The organism is Pseudoalteromonas gelatinilytica, assembly GCF_001641615.1.
Classification (GTDB): domain Bacteria; phylum Pseudomonadota; class Gammaproteobacteria; order Enterobacterales; family Alteromonadaceae; genus Pseudoalteromonas; species Pseudoalteromonas gelatinilytica.
In genome coordinates this window covers 104,957-127,620 of the sequence record NZ_LRRU01000007.1, presented here as the reverse complement: position 1 = coordinate 127,620, position 22,664 = coordinate 104,957, and the positions used below count along the sequence as shown (strand labels likewise).

Here is a 22,664-nt window from a genome sequence, read left to right as displayed (position 1 = left end):
ATAACAATGAAATGGATGCACTTACAACTTAAGCTACTGGCTGTTTTTTTATTCTTTGTGAGCTGTTTTGCAGCCGCTGAAGAGTATCAGGTTGCGCCCGCAGCTAACTGGGTAAAACAACATAAGTTACTCATCCCTGAGATTCCTCGAGACCAAATACGAGACGGGACTTTCTACCTGATGCTCGACACTCAGTTTCAGGTATCTGAGCAAGCCCCACAGCAACGCTTTAATCGTACTGTAATGCAGGCGGTCAATCAGTCTGGGGTTGATTATATTAGCCAGCTGAATATTGATTTTGACCCAAATTATCAATCTCTTACCCTCAATAGCTTAGGCATTATTCGTGACGGTCAATATATAGATAAACTAAATAGTGCCGAGCTACAGGTGTTACAACGCGAGACTGACTTAGCAAGTCGTATATACAATGGCACCTTAAGCCTAAATGTCATTATTGATGATATGCGGGTCATGGATATTTTAGATTACAGCTATACGGTTTCGGGGAGTAATCCGGTTTATCAGCACTTCAGCACCATGCGCACACTGAACTGGTCGGTGCCGATAGTGCAGCAATTTATGCGGGTAAAGTGGCAAAAGCCTACGCCCTTATATATCAACTTTATGAATGGCGAGTCACCAGTTACTAAAACCAAGCTCGATACAGGTTTTGACTACCAAATTAGCCAACACAATGAGCCGACAATTCGCTCCGCAAGCGAAGTACCGCATTGGTATTCACCTTACAAGGAAGTGTATTTCTCTGAAGTAAATAATTGGCAAGAGGTGATCAATTGGTCGTTACCTTTATACCAATCAGCCATCGAAGTAAGCCCTGCTATTGAAACAATTGCCCGTCAAATTAAGTTTCAACATACCGATTTAGAGTCTCAAATTGTTGCAGCCCTGCGCTTTAGCCAAGACGAAATACGTTATTTAGGCCTAGAAATGGGCACCAACTCGCACCAGCCTACTCCTGCATCAGAAACCTTGGCACTGCGCTATGGCGACTGTAAAGACAAAACCGTCTTGCTCATTTCTTTACTTAAAGCGCTCGGCGTAGAGGCTCATCCAGCTTTAGTTAACACCGAAGACAGAAAACGTACTGCCAGCTTACCTGTCTCTCCTAGCTTGTTTGACCATGTGATTGTCACCTTAGAGCACCAAGGTAAGCGCTATTGGCTTGATCCGACCATTTCATACCAGCGCGGCGATTTAGCACATTTAGCTCAACCGAACTACGATGTAGCGTTAATCATAAAGCAAGGTGAAACAGGCTTTACTGATATGTTCACAGAGCCTGCCCTAAAACGCATACAGGTTTTTGATAGTTATCAGATCCCAGAAGGTATTGATGAGCCAGTTAGTTTCTCAACTCAATATAAATACGGCGACTTTGAAGCAATTAGCCGCCGCAGTTCAATCGCTGAAAACAGCTTAAAAAGCATAGAAGATGATTACCGCGAATATTATCAAGATACCTACAAGGGCTTAAAAACAGTCAAACCTATGCTGGTTGAATCTCCAGAAGACACCGGTCAGCTAATTACCAATGAGCACTATACTATTGATAACTTTTGGCGACCTAAGGGTAATGATTTTCAAAACGACTTTTACGCTAGTGAAATTCAAAACTCAGTTTATAAGCCGGAACAGCGAGAACGTAACAATGCACCAATGTGGTTTCGTTACCCAAATAATATCGAAACAACCATAAAGGTTACGTTTACGGATACTAATTGGCAGTTTAATGATGAGCAGGTCACAGTCGACAACCCATTTTTTCATCTCGAAAAACGCGTGACATTTAAAGACTCGGTGTTGACCTTATACTTTGATTACAGTGCTAAGCAGGATCATATTCCAGCCGATCAAATAGACCTTTACCTAAGCGAGCGCAAAAAACTCAATAACGCGACCCATTACGGCATCATTAAATACGGCACAAATAGCGCCACAACCTCACCAGCGGATGACGAAACCAACTGGTATAGCGTTTTTATTTTAAGTTACTTGGCGGCAATCATCTTTTTCATCGCGGCTTGGCGTATAGAAGCAAGTAACCGCCCAGTTTTTGCTGAGCAACAGTTCTACCCTGTCAGTAACAGTAAGTTTGTTATTTACAGCTTATTAAGCTTAGGAATATTCATTAACTACTGGAGCTATCGCAACTGGAAAGCGATAAAAGAGCAACAACAAAGCCATATTATGCCGATTGCTCGAGGGATATTTGCACCGCTGTTTTTTATTCCGTTGTTACTTGAGCTTTGCAAGCACAGCGAGCAAACCTTTGGCAAAAATAAGATCATGCCTGTTGCGGTTGGGTTCGTGTTATGGCTGGCGATTATCATTTCTGGAGTCGTAAGCTATAACTGGGAATATGGTACTTGGCTGTTTTTAGTTACACCTATTCTATGGTTGCCACTGGTTAATTACATTCAAAACCTCAAGCAACCCGAACAGGCTCTTGAGTACCACTCTCAATGGCGAGCGAGGCAGGTTATCATGTCGATATTCATGCTGCCTTGGCTATTTTATGGCTTAATTTATGAGCTATATTTACTGCCAAGTTCAACCATAGTAACCGGTGACAAGCTTTGGTCTTATCAAGTTAACTTTTTAAAAAGAAAAGAAATTATTCCTGCCAACGAGAGTGTACATTATTTTTATAGTGACGCATTTATCGATTTTAAAACTGATGGAAACGGCATCACAGAAAACACTATTTTTAGTTACTGGAAAAATGAGCAAGGTGTGCTCGAAAAAGATCAGCGCCGCTTTAGTGACATTAAAGAGCTCAACGTTGATTATGCTAAAAGCGCCCTACTCACCACCACGCTCACGGTCATTGACCACAATGGTGATGAAATGATGTTATTTCTGAGCCATGAAGATGACTTAGATAAGAAGTTTGTCGCTGAGGTAGAGCGCTTAATTAAAGCCAATACCCCAGCAACTGAGCAAAACGCAGATTAAGTCAGTCGCTTAATCATCCGTTTTAAGGCGGGCGCTTTCAGAGGCTTATAAAGTAATGGATAGCCCGCATCGAGCACTAACTCGCGTATGCCTTCATCATGATTCGCAGTATTAACGATGGCTGGTAAGCGTGTTAGTGCCGCTTGCTCAATCACTTCAAGTCCCGTTACCCCATCATCAAGCTGATAATCAATAATCAACAATTGCGGCAGGGCTTGGCTTGCCTTTAACTGCTCAAGTTCCACTAAGTTCGTGGCCGTTGAGATTTCGCAGCCCCAATTTTCGAGTAGCTGCTTTAATGCCTCTAACACGTTGCGGTCGTTATCAAGCAACCAAATACGCAATTGCCCCAGCTCGGTTTCTTGTGATGCCTCAGCGCCTTTCGCTTGCGCTGGCGCAGTACTCACTCTACAAGGTAGAGTTAGGGTAAATTGCGTGCCTTTACCAAGTTCAGACCCCATCACTAGCGGAATTTTAAGTAAGTCACATATACGTTTAGTGATTGCCAACCCTAAGCCTAACCCCTCGGCGCTTGGTTTTGCACCAAGCTGTTTAAACTCTTGGAAAATAGTTTGTTGATCGCTCGATGCAATACCAATCCCAGTGTCTTCAACAATAAAGGATACATGGTCATCGTCGTACTGCATTTTCAAGCGTACTTCACCTTGCTCGGTATAACGAATCGCATTACTCAAAAGGTTACGTAGTACTCGGCGTAACAGCGCTTTGTCGGTATGCAAGCGCACATCACAGGTTTCAATAATAAACTTTAAGCCTTTTTCACGGGCAAGGGCTTCGTAGTCATTACGCAGTGGCTCAACCAACGAGCTGGCAGCAAACTCGCTCATTTGTACTTTAAACGAGCCTGAATCGAGCTTGGTTAACTCTAAAATACTCGATAACAACTCTTCGGCGCTGCCTAATGAATTCTTAATATTCATCGCCAGCTCTTTAAGTTCGGTGTCTTGGGCTTTTTCATTCATTAAAGAACAAAACAAACTCGCAGCATTGAAAGGTTGCAGTAAATCATGGCTGGCAGCGGCAAAAAAGCGCGTTTTACTGACCGTTGCTTGTTCCGCCACTTGCTTTGCCATCGACAACTCTTGGTTTGCTTGAGTCAATGCCAAGGTGCGGGCTGCGACTTTTTCTTCAAGGCTAACATTTGCTTCGGTTAACGCTTTTTGTTGTTTTACGAACTCGGTGATGTCGGTATAGGTTGTTACAAAGCCACCACCGGGCAGTGGGTTACCTTGCATTTCAAACACCCGGCCATCATTGTGCGAGCGCTGGTATTTATAAGCGCTGCCTTGGCGTAAATAGGCTAAGCGTTTTTCAACTTCGCTGGTCATGCTCTCGCCGCTAAATAAGCCACGCTCGGCATTAAAACGAATAATGTCGGCAACCGGGCGGCCTATGTAAAGCGCATCATCTGGGTAGGCGAACATGTTTTTGTAGCCTTGGTTCCAAGCTACCAAGCGCAGCTCACTATCAACTACACTGATCCCTTGTTGAATGTTTTCGATTGTTGATTGCAGTAAATCACGATTAAATTTAAGTACTTGGCTTGCTTCATCAACAAACTCGGCAACCTGCTCTAGAGGCTGGCGCTGCTCATTTTTAGCCACATCTAAAATAAGCCGTGCCGATGCGCCGCCGATCACCGCAGACATCTCGCGCTCAACTAATAGTTCTAACTCAACATTGGCAGGACGTTTCCACTTACTTTTATCATCCGGAAAGTAATGATTTACCAACGACTGCGCCGCTTCTTTTTCGGCAAATCGCTGCATTAGCGCACCTAGGTCATGGTAACTCAAAGGCTGTAGATGATTACTCACTCGAGAATCACTAAGCTGCGACACAAACTTATTGCTCTGCAAGCGTTCAGCTAAGGTTGCTCGACTAAATAACGGTACTAAGAAATACACTAAACAGTTCGCACCTAGCGATAGCAATAAAGCTTGGCTAATGCTTTCCATGCCTAATGAGAATAAGTCGGTTGGCGCTAACCAGCTTATTCCCCACGGTCCATTCACAAGCCATAAGCTATCGCTTCCTAAACCTCCGGCGATATTCGGTAGTAAAAGTGTGTATCCCCAAATAATAAAGCCGCTTAAAATCCCCAATTGCGCACCGCGACACGATGCTTGTCGCCACCATAAACCTATGATCATGGCAGGCGAAAATTGCGCGACTAAGGTAAACGACATCAACCCCACATTGGCAAGGGTTGTACTTTCGCCCAGCACTCGGTGAGTGAAGTAACTAAGCAATAGAATCAATACGATAACGATTTTACGCGCATGTAATAGGTTATTTTTATCAAGCCCGCGACTACTCGATGTAAGTTGCGAGCGGCGTAAAATAAATTGGTTAATAAAGTCATTAGTGATCATCACTGAAAGCACAATTGATGACACAATCACCATACTGGTTGCCGCTGAAAAGCCACCTAAAAAGGCTAATAACGCCACAAAAGCATCATCAGCCGCCATGGGTAAAGCCAATACAAAGGTGTCGTAGCCGACTTCTTGACCTTGAAAGTAAATTAATCCGGCGTATGCAATCGGTAGAATAAACAGGTTAATAAGTAAGAGGTAAATCGGAAATAGCCAACGCGCCGAGGCCAGCTCTTTATCGTTATTTTTTTCGATAAAGCTCATGTGGAATTGTCTTGGCAAACATAAGGTCGCCAAAATACCAAGCAAAGTATGAGCAACATACACATAGGTTGGACTTTGTGTGGCCGCCACTTGCTGATCAATATTTAGGTCATGCGCTTTTTCAAACAGAGCCACTGGGCTGTCGAATAGAGCAAAGCACACATACAAACCCACCGCTAAAAACGCCAATAATTTAACCACAGATTCAAAGGCAATACTGGCAATCAAACCTGGATTATGTTCGCTGGGCTTTAACCGCCTCGCGCCGAATAAAATAGCAAACAGTGCCAATACAATCGTGATGTAAAAAGTACTATCGGCCCATACTTCATGGCTTTGTGTGGCAGCGCGGTCGGTAAGTAAGTTGATACTTTGTGCAGTTGCACTTAGCTGTAAAGAGATATAGGGCACAATGGCAATCACTGAAATCAATGAAATGAGCCCAGACAAACTCGACGATTGACCATATCGGGTCGCAATAAAATCTGCCATTGAGGTTATTTTTTGCTGCCGACAAATATGCGCTATGCGGCAATAGACTTGCCAGCCAAAAATGAATAGCAAAATAGTGCCAGCATAGGTCGGAGCCAACCACCAGCCGTTGTATGCAGCTTGTGCTGTGGTACCAAAAAACGCCCAAGAGGTGCAATACACCCCAAGTGATAAACCATAGGTTAAGCCTTTAAAAGGCAATACTTTTCTTTTATCAGCCCAGCCTGCAACCGCAAATAAAATTGCCAGATATACAATTGCAAGAAGGCTTATTGACCAAATTGAGAACATCGCATGTGATTATTTTAATTGTTATAGCCCCAGCATAGTTTTTATTGCACGTAATTTACAGCCTAACTTTAGTGCTAATGCATTGTATTAGGGAAGTTTAAAAAACAAACATAAAGAAATGAGAATTATTTTCAATTGAGTATTGACAGATATGCAGATCTAATTGATAATCACTATCAACAAGACAATAAAGTGTTATGACTTGTTCGGAATAAACTGATTTGTTTCTCGACCCTGAAACACGTGTGGCCCACGATAAAGCTAAGATCGCCTGTTGCTAATCGCAACGCCCCTTGATATTGGCAACAGGTGATCGCCCTACTATTTTACTTGCTACATTGCTCATATCGGTGACGGTAGATATGAAACTCAAAAAGCCCTTACAGGGCTTTTTTTATGTCTAAAATTCGCACCAAACCTGCAACCAAACTAAATGAGAATTATTTTCAAAAACATATTGACAGTACCGCAAACCTAATTGATAATTAATCTCAACAAGCCAAGCAAAGTATGATGACTTGTTCAGATTGAATTTGTTTCTCCCCAGAAACGCGTGTCGCCACGTTAAAGCTTTAGCTTATATGTTACTAATCGCAACGCCCCTTGATATTGGCAACATATAAGCGACCCTACTTATTTTACTTGCTACATTGCTCATATCGGTGACGGTAGATATGAAACTAAAAAAGCCCTTGCAGGGCTTTTTTTATGTCTAAAAATTAATGCATTAACTTTATCGACGGTTCTTACGTGCACGTGCACGGCGTTGTTTTTTCTCTTCTTCTTTAGCGGCTTTTTTCGCCTCTGCAGCAGCGCGAAGCTCAGCAACCATTTGCTCTTCTTCTTCACGCATAACCGGTGTTTCCATGGTAATACGACCAATAATGCCATCGCGTAATTCGTTGATAAGAATTTCAGACATTTTGTAAGTATCAATTTGATTACCACCGCGGATACAACCACGCTTTTTACCTGCCATTTCAACAAACTCCCAGTCAGACTCTGGTAGCTCATCAATTTTATAGCGACTTTTTAAAAGTTCTGGATATGCATGCAGTAAATATTCAGCGGTGTAACTTGCCACCTCTTCGTAGTCGATAGCGGTATCACGAATTGCGCCGGTTGCCCCTAAACGATAACCAGAGTTTTCGTTCTCTACTTTAGGCCATAACATACCCGGCGTGTCGTAAAGCATAATGCCATCGTCAAGCTTAATACGTTGCTGTGCTTTTGTTACTGCAGGTTCATTACCTGTTTTTGCCACAATACGGCCGGCTAAAGTATTAATAAGCGTTGATTTACCAACATTTGGAATACCCATGATCATGGCTTTAATTTGCTTATCAGCGCCTACTTTATGCGGCACTAATTTTTTACAAAGCTCATTAATACGGTGCACTTCACCTGCTTTATCATTACCAAAATCAATCGCTTTTACGCCACTTTGCTGTTCAAAGTAGTCTTTCCAAGCTTGCGTTAACTTAGGATCTGCCAAGTCCGCCTTATTCATGATTTTGATCACCGGCTTATCGCCACGCAGCGCAGTAACCATTGGGTTTTCACTACTGTAAGGAATACGGGCATCAAGTACCTCAATGATCACATCCATCTGTGGCATGATTTCTTTAATTTCGTTTCGGGCTTTGTTCATGTGACCCGGGAACCACTGGATGGCCATTTTTAACTCCTACAAGATAATTTCACGGTATTTTAACTGGCTCGGCAACGAATTGCGCTATAATGACGCAAATTTTTTCAAGTAAGCAGTTATGGCTCTTAAATCAACCATTATTAAAGCGCAATTATCGTTAAGCGATATGGACCGCCACATTTATCAAGATTTCAATTTAACACTGGCACAACACCCATCAGAAACCGAGCAACGTTTAATGATCCGCTTGTTGGCTTTTGCACTAAATGCTCGTGAAGGCTTAGAGTTTACAAAGGGTTTATGCGCAGATGATGAGCCTGAGCTTTGGCACATTAACTATAGCGAAGAAATTGAATTATGGGTTGAGCTTGGGCTACCAGACGAAAAACGTCTGAAAAAAGCCTGCAATAAGTCGAAGCAAGTTGTTTTATATACCTACGGCGAAAATAACCAAGCGATTTGGTGGCAAAAACATCAACCTAAGTTGTATGATTTTAAAAACTTGAGTATTTTTAGTCTCGATTATGCCGCGACTCAGGCTTTAGCCGACTTAGCTGATCGCAATATCAAACTCACGATTACCATTCAAGATGGTGAAGTATGGGTTAGCTCAGACACAGCAAATATCGAAATTAAACCGCAACAGTTAATGTAAGGAATGCGATGGCAATTAGGCAAGTTGTAGTATTACATGGACTTTATATGTCGGGCTTTGTGATGCGCCCGCTGTGTTCACGCCTTGAAAAGTCAGGTCTAAAAATACTCAATTTGACCTATAACACGCTCTCTCCCGATAGAGCGGCGATTTTCGATAAGATTGATCGCTTTATCGGTGGTAAACCTACCGCCTTAGTTTGCCACTCTATGGGCGGCTTAGTGGCTCGCGCTTACTTAGAGGCCAATTCCTTACAAAGTCGCCATGTCGAAAAGGTGATCACCTTAGGCACCCCGCATAAAGGCAGTCATATTGCTAAGCAAATGCAGCAAAAAGGCTTTGATATGCTGTTAAAAAACAGCGTAGAGTTTTTATTGCCTGAGAATGGTGATTGGCCATTTAATGCCAAGCTTTATAGTATTGCCGGTGATTTACCAATTGGGCTAATGCCTCTGATTGCTAAAGGCAGTGTCTCTGATGGAACAGTTTTGATTGATGAAACCAAACTCAATGGCATGGCAGAACATAAGGTGTTTCATTTGAGTCACACCAGTATGATCTACTCACGCCAAGTGATGGATTACATTATTAAGCTTATAAATCAAAGTGAGTGAAACTTTAATCTTCAGCACTTGCAGCCACTTTATATGAGATTAAAACAATGATCCCTAGAATCAGTGGTACGGGTGCAGCAATATAGCCAAAGGTGTCAAAGTTTGCGAAGCTAGCACCTGCTAAATGCCCAACTAAACCAATAACAAATGTAAGTAACGCAATCACTACAACAACTAATTCTGCTTTATTTTCTTTAACTGTTTTACCGTCCATTTTTCTTCTCCTGGTTAAATGCGGTAAAGTCATTATGCGCTTCTAGTTCGTTGCTTTTTTGACCTAAATCAAGTTCTAAATCGGCGTTGTTAGCAGCGAGTGCAAACCTTGTTTTAGATCATACTTTCTGCCTAATTTTAAAATATTCGTAAAATAAGGTAGATTTTTTGCTCAGTTGCCCCAAGTCTATATAAAAGTAATTTAATGTTATGTTGATAGTGCACAAATGGACAAAACCAACCTTTGATAGCTAAAACCTATCACAGCGTTCGAATTAAACCATTTTACAGATTAACCAAGATGGCTAATACTTAACACCAAGCACTAGCAAGTAAACAAATAACGGTTTTTTTAAGGAGCAAATCTATGTCACAGGTAAATGCAATTGGTTTAAACAGCGCAAAAAGTGAAGATATCGTAAAATCACTTAACTCTTTATTAAGCTGCTACCAAATTCAATACATGAACGCACGCGGCTTTCATTGGAACATCAAAGGTCGTAACTTTTTTGAATTACACCTTAAATTTGAAGAAATTTATAACCTACTGCTTGAGAAAGTAGATGAGATTGCAGAGCGTATTTTAACGTTAGGTGGTACACCTGTGCACGCATTCTCTGAGTACATTGAAGCAAGCAAAATTAGTGAAGCTAAAAATATCACTGAAGGCACAGCGGCAGTAGAAAACCTATTAGCAGGTTACAGCACGCTTATTCAGATGCAGCGTGAAATCCTCGCACAAGCAGGTGATGCAGATGACGAAGGTACAGCATCACTTATGGGCGACTACATCAAAGAACAAGAGAAACTTGTTTGGATGTTAAAAGCCTACCTTGGTTAACATTTACAACAGATACGAAAAAGCCCTCATATGAGGGCTTTTTTATATTCTACTTTAACCACTTTCTTAGATTATCGTACTCAGGTCTTGCTTGAAAAAAGCTTTCAGCATCTGGGTGAAAGTTAATATCCATTTCGACGCCCGACCAAACTGTTTCTAATAAATTGCGAGCAATGATATTCGCTTTAATATAGTCAACGCGTTTGTAGCCCCGCGCTTTAACGGCCTGAAAGTAAACCTTTGCAATCTCAATACTATCGGCAGTTGCTAATTCAAATTGCTCTAAATTGACCACAGCATACTGAATGGAATGCTCTGGATACTTCATAATTTCTTGAGCGATTTCAATACTAAATGAAGCAACGGCTTCTTTATTAAAGCTGCCACTAATTTCCACATAAATCACTGGCGGCTCTACAAAATAGCGCCAATCACCATGGGCTTTAAACATGCTTACCCCTTTGAAATACAACTTAAGTTTACGCTTATAAAATTTATTTACTTATTTATCTAAGCCTTAATTTGGTAATAAAGCAATAAAAAAGGCCATTTCTAATGCCTTTTCCTCAAGGCTTTTAAAGCGACCCGATGCGCCACCATGGCCTGCATCCATGTCGGTTTTAAATACCAAAATGTTGTCATCGGTTTTAAACTCTCGCAGCTTTGCAACCCACTTCATTGGTTCCCAGTATTGCACTTGAGAATCATGGAATCCGGTAGTAACGAGAATATTAGGGTAAGACTGCGGCTTAATATTATCGTACGGCGAGTAAGCCTGAATTACATCATAAAATGCAGGATCATTTGGGTTACCCCATTCGTCATATTCATTGGTCGTCAGGGGGATACTCTCATCGAGCATCGTGGTTAGCACATCTAAAAATGGCACATGGCAACCAATACCTAAATAAAGCTCAGGGGCTTGGTTAACCACGGCGCCCATTAATAAACCACCAGCACTGCCACCAGACGCAAATACTTTTTCTGGGTGTGCATAGCCTTGCTCAGTAAGCGCATGCGTAACATCAATAAAATCGCTAAAGCTATTTTGCTTATATTGCTTTTTACCTTGCTCATACCAGTGACGTCCTAGCATTTCGCCACCGCGAATATGTGCAATCGCATAAACAAAACCGCGGTCTAGCAAACTTAATGAACTGCTTGAAAAGCTAGGATCGATGGTAATGCCGTACGCGCCATAGCCGTATTGCAGTACTGGGTTAGTGCCATCTTTAGTAAATTTATCAATACGATAAACCAAAGAAACGGGTACTTTCTCGCCATCTCTTGCAGTAACCATTAAACGCTCTGAGCGATAATGTTCTGGGTTAAAATCCCCTAGCACTTGCTGTTGTTTTAATAAGGTTTTGTTACCTGTTTTTAAATCAACATCATACAAAGAACCTGGCGTCGTTAAGCTTGAATAGTAAATACGCGCAGTGCTCACATTCGGCTCGGGGTTCATGGCAATTGCAGCATAATAACAAGGATCATCAAACTCTAAAGTAAGACGCTCAGCTTGCTGATTAACTACAACAAAACGTGTTTGGCCAAGTTCTCGCTCTGTGAGGATAAGGTAGTCATCAAAAATCTCGACTCCTTCTAACAATACGTTTTCGCGATGCGGTGTATGCTCCTGCCAAAGACTTTTATCGGCAATGGTGCTTTGCGTCGCCGTCATTAAGCGAAAGTTTTTTGCTTGCCAGTTAGTCACAATGTAAAAGGTATCACCTAGCTTATCGACATCGAATTCATGGCCTTCTTCGCGTGGCATTAAGGCACTAAACTCACCTTCTGGGTTATTGGCATCCAGCACCCAAGTATCGTTTGTTTCTGTGGTAGCAAGGTCAATAATGATAAGGCTTTCATCGCGGCTTTTGCCAAGCCCCATAAAAAAGCTTTTATCTTGCTCTTCATAAACCAGTATATCATCAGCTTGCGAGGTGCCTAAAACATGGCGGTAAACCTGAAAACCCAATAAGGTTTGTAGGTCTTTTTTTACATAAAAAACGGTTTTACTGTCATTAGCCCACACTACTTGGCCTTCGGTGTTTTCCAGCACATCGCTAAACATCTCACCGCTGGCAATATTTTTAAAACGCACAGTGTAAATACGGCGCCCTTCGGTGTCTTCAGAGTAAGCAAGTAGCTGCTCGTCAGGGCTAATTGCAACTTCGCCTAATTCATAAAATTCGTAGTCGCCAGCTAATTGGTTTACATCTAACAACAGGTGCTTGTCGTGCGCTTCTATTGAGCTGCTGCGATAATGGCGTGCATATTCATCGTCGCCACGTACTTCTGAGTGATACCAATACTGGCCATCTTTTACTGGTACCGTGTTGTCGTCTTTAACAATACGGTCTTTTAGCTCATTAAATAGTTGTTCGCGCAGTGGTTTTATATCGGCTAGTTGCTTATCACAATAATCGTTTTCGGCATTTAAGTGCGCTAATACATCCTCATTTTCACGCTCATCATCACGCATCCAATAATAGTGATCGGTGCGAGTCTGTTGGTGAGTCGTTAATGGATGAGGGTGTTTTTTGGCAACAGGAGGATGCGCGAGTAAAGACAAAGAATACGATTTTGATGACACAGGGAAAAACCAAAATAAAAAACGAATTGCTAGCAGTTTATCACAGAATTATACCAATCAGCTTAATTAAGTAGTCTATTTTGAGGCAATGAAACCTCGTTGATAACAAGGCAAAAATTTCGTTATTTAGTTGTTCTAAATGAGAAATTTATAACGCAGTTAGCGACAGGTTTAATCCCTCAAAATGATTAAGTATTATTGCGGGTTGGTATTAAAAAAGCCCACTCAAATTGAGTGGGCTAAGCAATGCTAAAATAGCATTTAGGGGGAAACTGTTAATGCGATACTTGCTGCCAAGCCATAGCCCAGCTTTTTCCTACACCTGGCTCAAACAGCGGGTTGTGTGAATCTTTAACACGACAAAACTCGCTAAATGGCCACGGTTTACACATATAAATATGACCCGTTTTTGGCTGTAGTACTTTAACACCCGCACTGTAATCGCTGCATGCTTGTGGGTAGACATAGTCATAATCTTGCAGACTATCTTGCACTCGCTCTTTACATTTTGCGATGCAATTAAACGCCACTTTTACCTGCGTAATGCCCGACCCTTCTAGGCCATAAATTTGGTTTGAACGGTACGCAACCACTAAACCTTGTTCGGTCATTTTGCCCGCTTTAACCAGCGGAATATGCACGTTAATATGCTCGGCAACAGAACGTGGCCAATTATGAGGCTCACCCTGATCAGAACTGCTGATCGGGTATTCGAATGATAAATCGACTAGCTCTCCTTGCATGTCATAAAAGGTCACAATCACCCTATCACCAACAAACAGTTGGGTATGATGATTTAAGCAACCAATCGGCAACCACTTCCCGGAGGCCATTGACGTATGCATAAACAAAATATCACCCTAAGAACAACTAATAGGCATTATCTAACAACCGAACAAAATAAATACTTTTAGTTTGAGGCAAGAGATCCAAAGCACTAGATTATGTGCTTATCAGCGGCCCCGCTATCATAGTTTAAAACCTTAGACCGGAAACTTTGCGTCCTAACCTTTCAGTTAGTTTGCCAAAAACAAGACTGAGTATAATCGTGACCGAATCACAAATCAAACAAAAGAATGTAACCAAACGTCTTATATAGCAAATAGTTACTAGCAAAAACGAATGATACAAAAAAGCCAACCTTTAGGTTGGCTTTTAAACTGAGGGGGTATTAATCCCTTGCTAGTTTTCTTCTGGTCGTTACTCGGTGCCCCGCACGGAATACTTTCAAGAAGATATTACCCACATCACTCATGATGATGTACAAACAAGGTACAAGTACTAGCGTGATTAGGGTTGCAAACATAACCGCAAAACCAAGGGCTACTGCCATTGGAATGACAAATTTAGCTTGTAAGCTGGTTTCGAACATAATCGGTAGTACACCAGCAAAGGTTGTAATTGAAGTCAGGGTAATTGCTCTAAAGCGTGCACAACCTGCTTCGATAACTGCTTCGCGAGTTGAAATACCTTCACGGCGCGCTTGGTTTACAAAGTCAGTCATAACTAACGAGTCGTTAATTACCACACCCGCTGCCGCAATCAAACCAAAGCCCGACATCAAACTAATGTCTAAACCAAACCAGAAGTGACCCCAAATTGCACCGGTTAAGCTAAATGGAATAACCGACATAACAATAAGAGGCTGTGAATAGCTCTTAAGCGGTACTGCGAGCAAGATATACACTAAAATCATACCGCCGATGAAGAACATGATTTGCTCATTAGCTTGCGCTTGTTGCTCTTCAATAGAACCACCTAACTCAGTTTTAACTGATGGGTATTCTTCTTTAAGTTGCGGTAACAGAGTCTCTTTAACTTGCTTAACAACTTCGCCCGGTTCAATCGCTTCTTCATCGATACTGCCGTAGATATACACAGTACGATAGCCACCTTCACGGCGAATATAACTAATACCTGGCGTTTCATTCAGCTCGACAACATCACCTAGCATGACCTCTTTACCAGCAGGTGTTGTAATAACGGCATGCTTTAATGAGGCAAACGCTTCACGTGTTAGTTTCGGATAACGAACCATGACGCGCACTTCTTCACCACGGCGAATAACACGTTGAGCTTCACCACCGTAGAAACTTGCGCCTACTTGATTAGCAATATTGGCAAGGTCTAAACCTAGATCATATGCCACAGGTTTTAAGCTTAATTGTACTTCTTTGCTCGCCGGATCGATGGTCGAACTAATATCAAACAAGCCTTTTTGCTGTTGTAATAGTTGGATGAAACGACGACCTGCATCATTTAAGGTATCGATATCTGGGCCGTAAAGTAAGTAACCAAACTCACCATCCATACCACCGCCATTCACGTCATCGTAAATTTGCAGTGATTTCACACCCGGGATACTTGGCATTTGTTCACGCCAACGGCGAGATAATTCAAATGCGTTATACGGACGTAACTCTTCATCGACCAGCGGAGCCAGTAGCTGTGCTTCAGTACGGCCTTGGTTAAACACTAAGATATCGCGAATCAGCTTTTGGCCAAACTCACGCTCTGTCTCTTGGTCGACTTTGTGTACCATGGCTTCGATTTCACGGATCGCATTAATTGTTTGCATATCCGAGGCATTTTCATTCATCTCTAAACGAATTTGCGGAAAATCATGAGGTACTTTAGGTGTTGGTACAACACGCACTTGGTTTGAAGCAATCAGACCAAAGGTCATAATTAACAAGCCAACAAACGCAAACAACACAAACCAGCGCCATTCAACACAACGCACAATAAAGCGTTTATACGGACCATTTACAAAGTTAAAGAAACGCTTGTTAAAGCGCGCTCGCCAGCTATTAGGATTAATTGGCGGGAACTTAGTATGGGCAATGTGCGCTGGTAAAATAAGTTTCGATTCAATCAAACTGAATACCAAACACAGAATTACCACCACAGCGATACCAAAGAAGAATGCGCTCTCTGGTCCACTTGATAACGTAAACGGTGCAAATACAGCAATCGTAGTTAAAACACCAAATGTTGCCGGGGTAGCAACGCGTTTTGCGCCATTGACTACGTTAACAACACCACCGCCTTTTTTCTCAATTTCGGTGTAGGCGCTCTCCCCTATGACTATGGCATCGTCGACCACGATCCCCAGTACCATAATAAAGGCAAATAACGACACAATATTAATACTGATACCAAATAATGGCATCATCATCATTGCACCTAAGAAACACACAGGTAAACCAATCATTACCCAAAGTGCTAGCTTAAAGCGCAAGAAGATAGACAACATAATGGCAACCAAGATAGCCCCTTGAAAAAGGTTGGTTTTCATCATGTCTAAACGGGCATTGAGGTAGTAAGTCATGTCCATTAGTGGCACAAGACGAATACCGGCAGGTAATTCTTTATTCTTTAATTCAATAAACGCTTTAACTGAGTCTGCAACCGGGATCATGTTTTGCTCTTTAGTTGCTTTTACAGATAAATAAACGGCATTTTCACCATTAAATTTAAAGTAACGTTCACCTTCTGTGAATTGGTCTTTGATCACCGCGATATCGTTCAGCAGCACTTTCGCGCCATTCGCGCCAATTTTTACAGGGATCTGGCGGAACTCATCACCGTTGTAATACTGGTTTTCAACACGTACCGAGATAATACCTGCGTCAGTACGTAATTGGCCTGCTGAAATATTCGCAGAGTAACGACGTACCGCACTGGCCACATCACTCAGAGTCAGATTGTATTGACGCAGTGAATCTGGATCGATTTCAATCGCAATCTCATCAAGTGGTACATCGTTTTGCACCAATGACACATTAGATAGTTGCAGTAACTCATTTTCGATTTGGTTCGCAACTGGCTTTAGCTCAGTCAGTGGAATATCACCGACTAAGCTCATGCCAATCACGTCTTGGCGAAACTCAACCTGACTAATTGTCACAGGCTCCATGCCTGCTGGGAACGTCGCAATACTGTCTACACGTAGCTTCACTTTATCAAGCACATCCGTGAGCTCTGCGTCTGTATTGATCTCTAAGCTTGCACGACCATTATTTCGAAACGCACGATATACACCACGTTTAATTTCAGTGACATCTTTGAGCGATTCTTCAATTTTGATCAGAATACTTTCTTCAATTTCCTGTGGCGAGGCACCCGGGTAATTGGCTTGTATCTCGATGTAGTTAATTTCAATATTCGGGAACATTTGGCGTTGAATAGTGAAATAACTAATAATCCCCATGATGATGATAAACACCATCATTAAGTTAGCAGCGACCGAGTTATTGGCAAAATAGGCAATAAGGCCAGACTGTTTTTCTGTATTTGCGTCTGTCATAAAGTTACCTTACAGCTTATCAACCGCTGCAGTTTCTGCATCGCTTGTCATTTCTTTCATACCAGCAATCTTCACTTCCATGCCCTCTTGCGGGTACTCAGGTAAGGTAAGTACTAGCTGGTCATTCACTTCAAGGCCATCACTTACATAGAAGAATTCGCCTTCTTCACGCACAACAGTTACTTTACGTGGCTCAAGTTTATTTTCGCCATTCACAATCCATACTGTTTGGTTATTCACTAAAGACTGCGGTAAGCGATAGATGTTTTGTAATGTCGCACCTGCAAAGTTGACTTGTACATAAGCACCAAATTTAATTGGCTGTACGTCGTGCTTTAAGCCGTATGGGTCATCAACACGAACCACTAAGTTGCTCATACGCGTTGCGTTATCAACAACGCCTAGGTCACGGTCAATTTCAGCTTCACGAGTAAAGCTATTTAAGCCTTTATTAATAATGGTTGCTTTAACGCCTTTTAAGCGTTTTGGTAAAAATACACTGTCAAAGCCAGCGATTGGCACGATGATCTCAGCACTTTCAATATTGTTAATTTCAGCAACTTGGCTACCCACATTGATGTATTGACCGACACCAATTTCACGGCTGATCACCAGTGCATCATAAGGCGCTCTGACTTCACAACGAGCAAGGTCACGCTCGGCACGTTTTAATGCAGCCTGCGCTGATTTAACAGCCGCTTGCGCGCTTAAAACTTGAGGTTTACGTAGGAATAAGTCAGTGCGTTCACGCTCTGGGTAGCGTCTTGCTTCATCCTGTGCCACTTTAGCTTGGGCTTGCTCTTCAATCAGTGCCGCTTGTGCACTTGCAAGCGACGCTTCAGCTTGTAGTACAGCCGCTTCGTAGTTATCTTTTTCGATGGTAAATAACACTTCGCCACGAGCTACGATGCCACCCGCAACAAAGTTTGGATGCCAGCTCGTTACTTCACCAGCCACTTGTGAGGCAATCAAAGTACTTTCTAGCGGTTTAACTTCACCGTAACTGTTAATAATCACTTGATGATCATCGCTTGCTACCGGCTCAACCTGTACCAAAGGACGCACATCAACTACATCCTTGTCTTTAGGCTCTTGAGCAATAGCGTTGATTGCCATAAAACCAGCAATACCAACGATTAATGCAACAAATGGTAAGATCCATTTTAATAAACTTGTGCGCATAACTTACACCTATAATATTTTCACTGGCCCTATCATACCAAAGCTGACAGAAACATTAATGTGACATTTGTAAGGAACTGTTACAAAAACAGTTAAATTGGCAATACAAAGCAAAAATTCCACCTAAGAACAATTTGTTACAAACAAAAAATACCTAATATCAAAAGCTTACACATTCACTTTCACACTTGTTAACAAACACTCTTTTATCAAAGGGTTAATTCATTAAACTTGATTGAGAAATAATTAAAGGAACGAGTTAACAATGAAAATAACAAACATTGCGCTGGCACTAAGCCTAGCGTTTGCCATGAATGGCCACGCCGCCGAAGCGAAAAAAGAAGAAAAGAAGCCAAAAACTCTGGCTGAAATGATCAAAGATAAAAGCGAGTTTGCCGGTGTTTTCAGCATTTACCAAGATGCGAAAACGGGCGACAACTTAATGGTGATCGACCAATCTCAACTCGATACGCCGTTTGTGTATTTTGCTCACACCGTTGATGGTGTTACTGATGCAGGTCACTTCAGAGGAGCATACCGCGAGACAAAGCTAATTGAATTCCGTAAATATTTTGACCGCATTGATATTATTAGCAAAACGCCGCGCTATAAATTTGATGAAAACTCAGCCTTAGCACGCTCTGCCGATGCCAACATTAGCGAAGCTGTCCTTGCGAGTATCAAAATCGAAAAAGAAGAAGGCGGCAAAATAGCCTTTAATGTTGATAAGCTATTTTTAAGTGAAGCACTGCATAAAGTCTCACCTTGGGCGAACCCAAAAGATAAAGATGCCAGCAAACGCTTTAAACTTGGTAAATTAGACGACAAAAAGTCGCGTATCATTAAACAGCGCCCTTACCCAAATAACCTAGATGTTGTGGTTGATTATGTATTCAATAATGCCAACCCAACTGTACGAGGCTCTGGTGCCGTAAGCGACCCTCGTAATGTTTCAATTAAAGTCCAACATTCATTCGTTGCGTTACCAAAAAATGATTATCAAGCTCGCCAAGATGACGCGCGTATTGGTTATTTTACTAACGAATTCGACAATATGACATCAGCAGACTGGGCACCTTATGAAGATGTCATCAAACGCTGGGACTTGCAAAAGAAAGACCCATCAGCTGCACTTTCTGAGCCAGTTAAACCGATCACTTGGTGGATTGAAAATACCACGCCTGTTGAGTGGCGAGACACCATTCGTGATGCCGTGCTGGCATGGAATAGCTCATTTGAAAAAGCGGGCTTTAAAAATGCCATCGAAGTAAAAGTACAACCTGATGACGCAAATTGGGATGCGGGCGATATTAACTACAACGTATTACGTTGGACTGCATCACCACGCCCACCATTTGGTGGTTACGGCCCAGCCCTTGCTAACCCGTTGACTGGTGAGATCTTAGGCTCTGACATCATGTTAGAGTATGTTTTCATGAAAAACCGTTGGATGTACGACACCTTATACACGCAAGGTGCAGCAACACTTCAAAGCAGCCCAAGCACCTCAGAACTGCATTGTTCACTGGGTCACAGTATTCAAGAAAACATGTTACTTGCTAAAGGCTTAGGCACAGGTGCGAGCATTGAAGACAAAGAGATTTTACGCCAAGGTTTAACTCAGCTGGTGTTACACGAAGTAGGTCATACCCTTGGTCTTAACCACAATATGAAGTCGTCTATTTTGTGGGATGAAAAAGAAGTTCACGATAAGAGTAAAACACAAGGTATCGTAACTGGCTCGGTGATGGATTATGCACCAGCAAACATTGCCCCTATTGGCATGCAGCAAGGTGATATTTTCCAAACCAAACCTGGCCCTTACGATGATTGGGCGATTGAATACGGCTACAGCCAAGCATTAGCTGATAAAGCGGCTGAGCAACAACGCCTTGAGAAAATTCTCGCTCGCTCATCAGAGCACGGTTTAGCGTTTGGTAATGATGCTGATGACATGCGCGCCCCTGGTCGTCATATCGACCCTCGCGTGATGATTGGCGATATGTCATCGAATCCTGCCGCATATGCTGATGATCGTATGGCACTTATCAATAAGTTATTTACTGAACTTAAAGACAAAGCCACCGTGAATGGCGAGTCATACCAACAACTTGTTACCTCAGCAAACATTCTATTTGGTAGCTACAGAACACAAGCCGGCGTAGTGTCACGTCAAATCGGTGGTGTTTATGTAGAGCGTAATGTTGTAGGCGATGATAAAAATGGCACGCCACTTACACCAGTGCCACTTGAGCGCCAACAACATGCAATGCAAGTGTTAGCCGACAAAGTATTCTCGCCAAATGTGCTTGCTAGTATGCAGCCACTTTATAACTACCTGCTACAGCAACGTCGTGGTTTTAATCATTACGGTAAGAACGAAGACCCTAAACCACATGGCATGATTTTAGGCATGCAAAAGCTGGTACTTGCCCAGTTATTACACCCGGCTGTCATGCTGCGTATTTCAGACAGCGCAATGTATGGTAATGAGTATTCACTTAACCAATTTATGAATGACTTAACAGCAAGCATTTTTGTAGACAGCAAAAAAGCAAATACCTTAAGTCACAACCTACAAATTGAATATGTGAATCAGCTAATCGCGATTGCTGGTTTAGGCAAACCGAGTAAGCACGACAACCTAGCCAAAGCAGCTGCGCTTTATCAGTTAAATCAAATTGCTGATATGAGCGTGCCTTGGGGCGCAGACACCGCAGCTAAAGCGCATAAGCAATATATCGATCGCTTAATTAGTAAAGCCCTCGAAGCTTAAGCTTAGCAACACAAAAAAGGCTGCCACTTAGTAGCCTTTTGTTTTTAAAGTTAACGTCTATCAATACACGACGAAGGTAATATGTCTTTTGGCACAGTCGTTTTATTCTCACCAACCGCTTGCATACCCGTTACAGGTTTATCAAACCCACAAAGCCAAGCGATAGGGCTTGTAGGGCTTCCGACAACAACCGCAGGGCGAAAAGTTAATACTGTATTTTGCAAAGGCATCGATACCTTATTACCCAAACTAATATGAATCGCTCCGTCTTCAACAGTGATCCCCGTAACCCGATTACCAATTAAAAACTTACTTGCAGGGACACCTGCTTGCTCATTGTTTTTTGGAAAGCGGCCGTGCTCCAAATAAAAGGTTGTAACGTCTTCTCGAATGGTTGACGCCATAGCTAAGGGATCCGCTAGTTCACTGCGCTGAATATATTGACTGTATTGTGGTAATGCAACAGAAGCTAAAATGCCGATGATGGCGACTACAACCATTAACTCAATCAGCGTAAATCCTTTATTTTTCATACTATCTCTCCCATTAAGAATAGAGGCTCATATGCTCCCATTAAGAAATGGGCAATTAATATCACCAATAAAATACTAAATATAGTGATGAGTCTGTTGGTATGCGCGGTGATATCGCCGCGTAAGCTTTCAAGCTTATTGACTACAAGGAGCTCTAGCTCTTCGGCAATATCCAAGCCATTACTTTGACATGTTTTTAAATGAGATAACTCACGAGTATCGTTCTGTAGTGTTCCATACAATGGAAACTCAATTAGAGCGACTAAAGCGTCATAATTGTGCCTAATTTGTTTGGGGATTATTAGCCCTAATTGGGCTGATGAAGCATTCAGTAAAGTCAGATTTGCAAACTGTCGAAGTGCATTTACAGTAAATATAATAACCATCAAGAACAAGCCGAGCGCAATACTTGCTACCAGCCAGAACCTAGCTAAATTAGCCATGTGCTCTGTAACTTGCACATCAAATTGGCTAAACACATTTGAGAATGAAGGAATAACAAATTGCTGATAAATAAAGTTAACGAGGATGAAAACTGAGAAAAGTACACCCAGATAAAGCAACTTGGTTTTATAGTCGAAAGAGTGCTCTTTTAGTGTTGATGATAACGCTGCATAACTTAACGCTAACCTTTGCTGCTGTTCACCTTCAGCTTCTTTAAGGTCATTTGCAAGCTTAGTGGCTAATGGACTATTTTTTTGTCCATCATTATAAATTTCTAAGTGTTGCGGGGCACTAAGCGCTTCTTGCTGTGCTTTATTTAGGCCACTTATTGGCGATAATAATCGACATAAATAGCCTAATTGATTCCAATTCATATCTTATCCTTTCGATAGCGATAAGATAATGTGCCATAAAGCAACGAGTTA

The 22,664-nt window shown here is 42.0% G+C and carries 15 protein-coding genes and 1 riboswitch; of the genes, 5 read left to right on the top strand and 10 right to left on the bottom strand.

The annotated features are described in order from the left end of the window. The first annotated feature begins 6 nt into the window (after positions 1 to 6). Positions 7 to 2,979, top strand: a complete 2,973-nt coding sequence (locus NH153_RS03320) for a DUF3857 domain-containing transglutaminase family protein (RefSeq protein ID WP_063700933.1) — start codon at positions 7 to 9, stop codon at positions 2,977 to 2,979. Here NH153_RS03320 and NH153_RS03315 read toward each other — a convergent pair. Then, on the bottom strand, positions 2,976 to 6,425 hold the full coding sequence (locus NH153_RS03315) for a PAS domain-containing hybrid sensor histidine kinase/response regulator (RefSeq protein ID WP_063700932.1): 3,450 nt from the start codon (positions 6,423 to 6,425) through the stop codon (positions 2,976 to 2,978). The genes NH153_RS03320 and NH153_RS03315 overlap by 4 nt on opposite strands. 733 nt (positions 6,426 to 7,158) lie before the next feature. After that, positions 7,159 to 8,103: a ribosome biogenesis GTPase YlqF gene (ylqF, locus tag NH153_RS03310; RefSeq protein ID WP_063700930.1), complete on the bottom strand. Its 945-nt coding sequence runs from the start codon at positions 8,101 to 8,103 to the stop codon at positions 7,159 to 7,161. A gap of 91 nt (positions 8,104 to 8,194) precedes the next feature. On the opposite strand from ylqF, the gene NH153_RS03305 reads away from it, so the two are divergent. Both NH153_RS03305 and NH153_RS03300 read left to right on the top strand, forming a co-directional pair. Continuing rightward, positions 8,195 to 8,731: a YaeQ family protein gene (locus NH153_RS03305; protein WP_054552313.1), complete on the top strand. Its 537-nt coding sequence runs from the start codon at positions 8,195 to 8,197 to the stop codon at positions 8,729 to 8,731. Positions 8,732 to 8,739: 8 nt separating this feature from the next. Next, positions 8,740 to 9,345 (top strand): PGAP1-like alpha/beta domain-containing protein, encoded by a 606-nt coding sequence (locus NH153_RS03300; protein WP_063700928.1) that lies wholly within the window; start codon positions 8,740 to 8,742, stop codon positions 9,343 to 9,345. A 4-nt stretch (positions 9,346 to 9,349) separates the two neighbouring features. Here the strand turns inward: NH153_RS03300 and NH153_RS03295 are convergent, their stop codons facing one another. Next, a complete protein-coding gene (locus NH153_RS03295; RefSeq protein ID WP_063700926.1) occupies positions 9,350 to 9,559 on the bottom strand; it encodes a hypothetical protein in 210 nt (69 codons plus the stop codon). 366 nt (positions 9,560 to 9,925) lie between these two features. Between NH153_RS03295 and NH153_RS03290 the strand changes: the two genes are divergently transcribed. Beyond that, positions 9,926 to 10,399 carry a Dps family protein gene (locus NH153_RS03290; RefSeq protein WP_063700924.1) on the top strand — a complete coding sequence of 158 codons (474 nt, stop codon included), beginning with the start codon at positions 9,926 to 9,928 and terminating at the stop codon, positions 10,397 to 10,399. A gap of 49 nt (positions 10,400 to 10,448) precedes the next feature. On the opposite strand, the gene NH153_RS03285 is transcribed toward NH153_RS03290, so the two are convergent. The 5 genes from NH153_RS03285 to NH153_RS03265 form a co-directional block, all read right to left on the bottom strand. Next, a complete protein-coding gene (locus NH153_RS03285; protein ID WP_063700922.1) occupies positions 10,449 to 10,850 on the bottom strand; it encodes a hypothetical protein in 402 nt (133 codons plus the stop codon). Positions 10,851 to 10,916: 66 nt separating this feature from the next. Further along, entirely contained in the window at positions 10,917 to 12,995 is a 2,079-nt protein-coding gene (locus NH153_RS03280) for a S9 family peptidase (RefSeq protein ID WP_063700920.1), read from the bottom strand. Between the two features lie 275 nt (positions 12,996 to 13,270). Then, the gene (locus tag NH153_RS03275) at positions 13,271 to 13,840 is read right to left on the bottom strand and encodes a hypothetical protein (RefSeq protein ID WP_063700917.1); all 570 of its coding nucleotides are present in this window, start codon (positions 13,838 to 13,840) and stop codon (positions 13,271 to 13,273) included. Positions 13,841 to 13,947: 107 nt separating this feature from the next. Continuing rightward, positions 13,948 to 14,031, bottom strand: a riboswitch (cyclic di-GMP riboswitch). A gap of 135 nt (positions 14,032 to 14,166) precedes the next feature. Beyond that, on the bottom strand, positions 14,167 to 17,304 hold the full coding sequence (locus tag NH153_RS03270; protein WP_063700915.1) for an efflux RND transporter permease subunit: 3,138 nt from the start codon (positions 17,302 to 17,304) through the stop codon (positions 14,167 to 14,169). Between the two features lie 9 nt (positions 17,305 to 17,313). Continuing rightward, positions 17,314 to 18,486 carry an efflux RND transporter periplasmic adaptor subunit gene (locus NH153_RS03265; RefSeq protein ID WP_063700913.1) on the bottom strand — a complete coding sequence of 391 codons (1,173 nt, stop codon included), beginning with the start codon at positions 18,484 to 18,486 and terminating at the stop codon, positions 17,314 to 17,316. Positions 18,487 to 18,751: 265 nt separating this feature from the next. Between NH153_RS03265 and NH153_RS03260 the strand changes: the two genes are divergently transcribed. Further along, a complete protein-coding gene (locus tag NH153_RS03260) occupies positions 18,752 to 21,262 on the top strand; it encodes a zinc-dependent metalloprotease (RefSeq protein WP_063700911.1) in 2,511 nt (836 codons plus the stop codon). Between the two features lie 50 nt (positions 21,263 to 21,312). Here NH153_RS03260 and NH153_RS03255 read toward each other — a convergent pair whose 3' ends face one another. Together NH153_RS03255 and NH153_RS03250 are read right to left on the bottom strand one after the other, a co-directional pair. After that, complete coding sequence (locus NH153_RS03255; RefSeq protein ID WP_063700909.1) at positions 21,313 to 21,795, bottom strand: pilin; 483 nt, start codon at positions 21,793 to 21,795, stop codon at positions 21,313 to 21,315. Then, positions 21,792 to 22,613: a hypothetical protein gene (locus tag NH153_RS03250; RefSeq protein ID WP_063700907.1), complete on the bottom strand. Its 822-nt coding sequence runs from the start codon at positions 22,611 to 22,613 to the stop codon at positions 21,792 to 21,794. Before NH153_RS03250 ends, NH153_RS03255 begins: the two co-directional genes overlap by 4 nt. Positions 22,614 to 22,664: the final 51 nt, after the last annotated feature.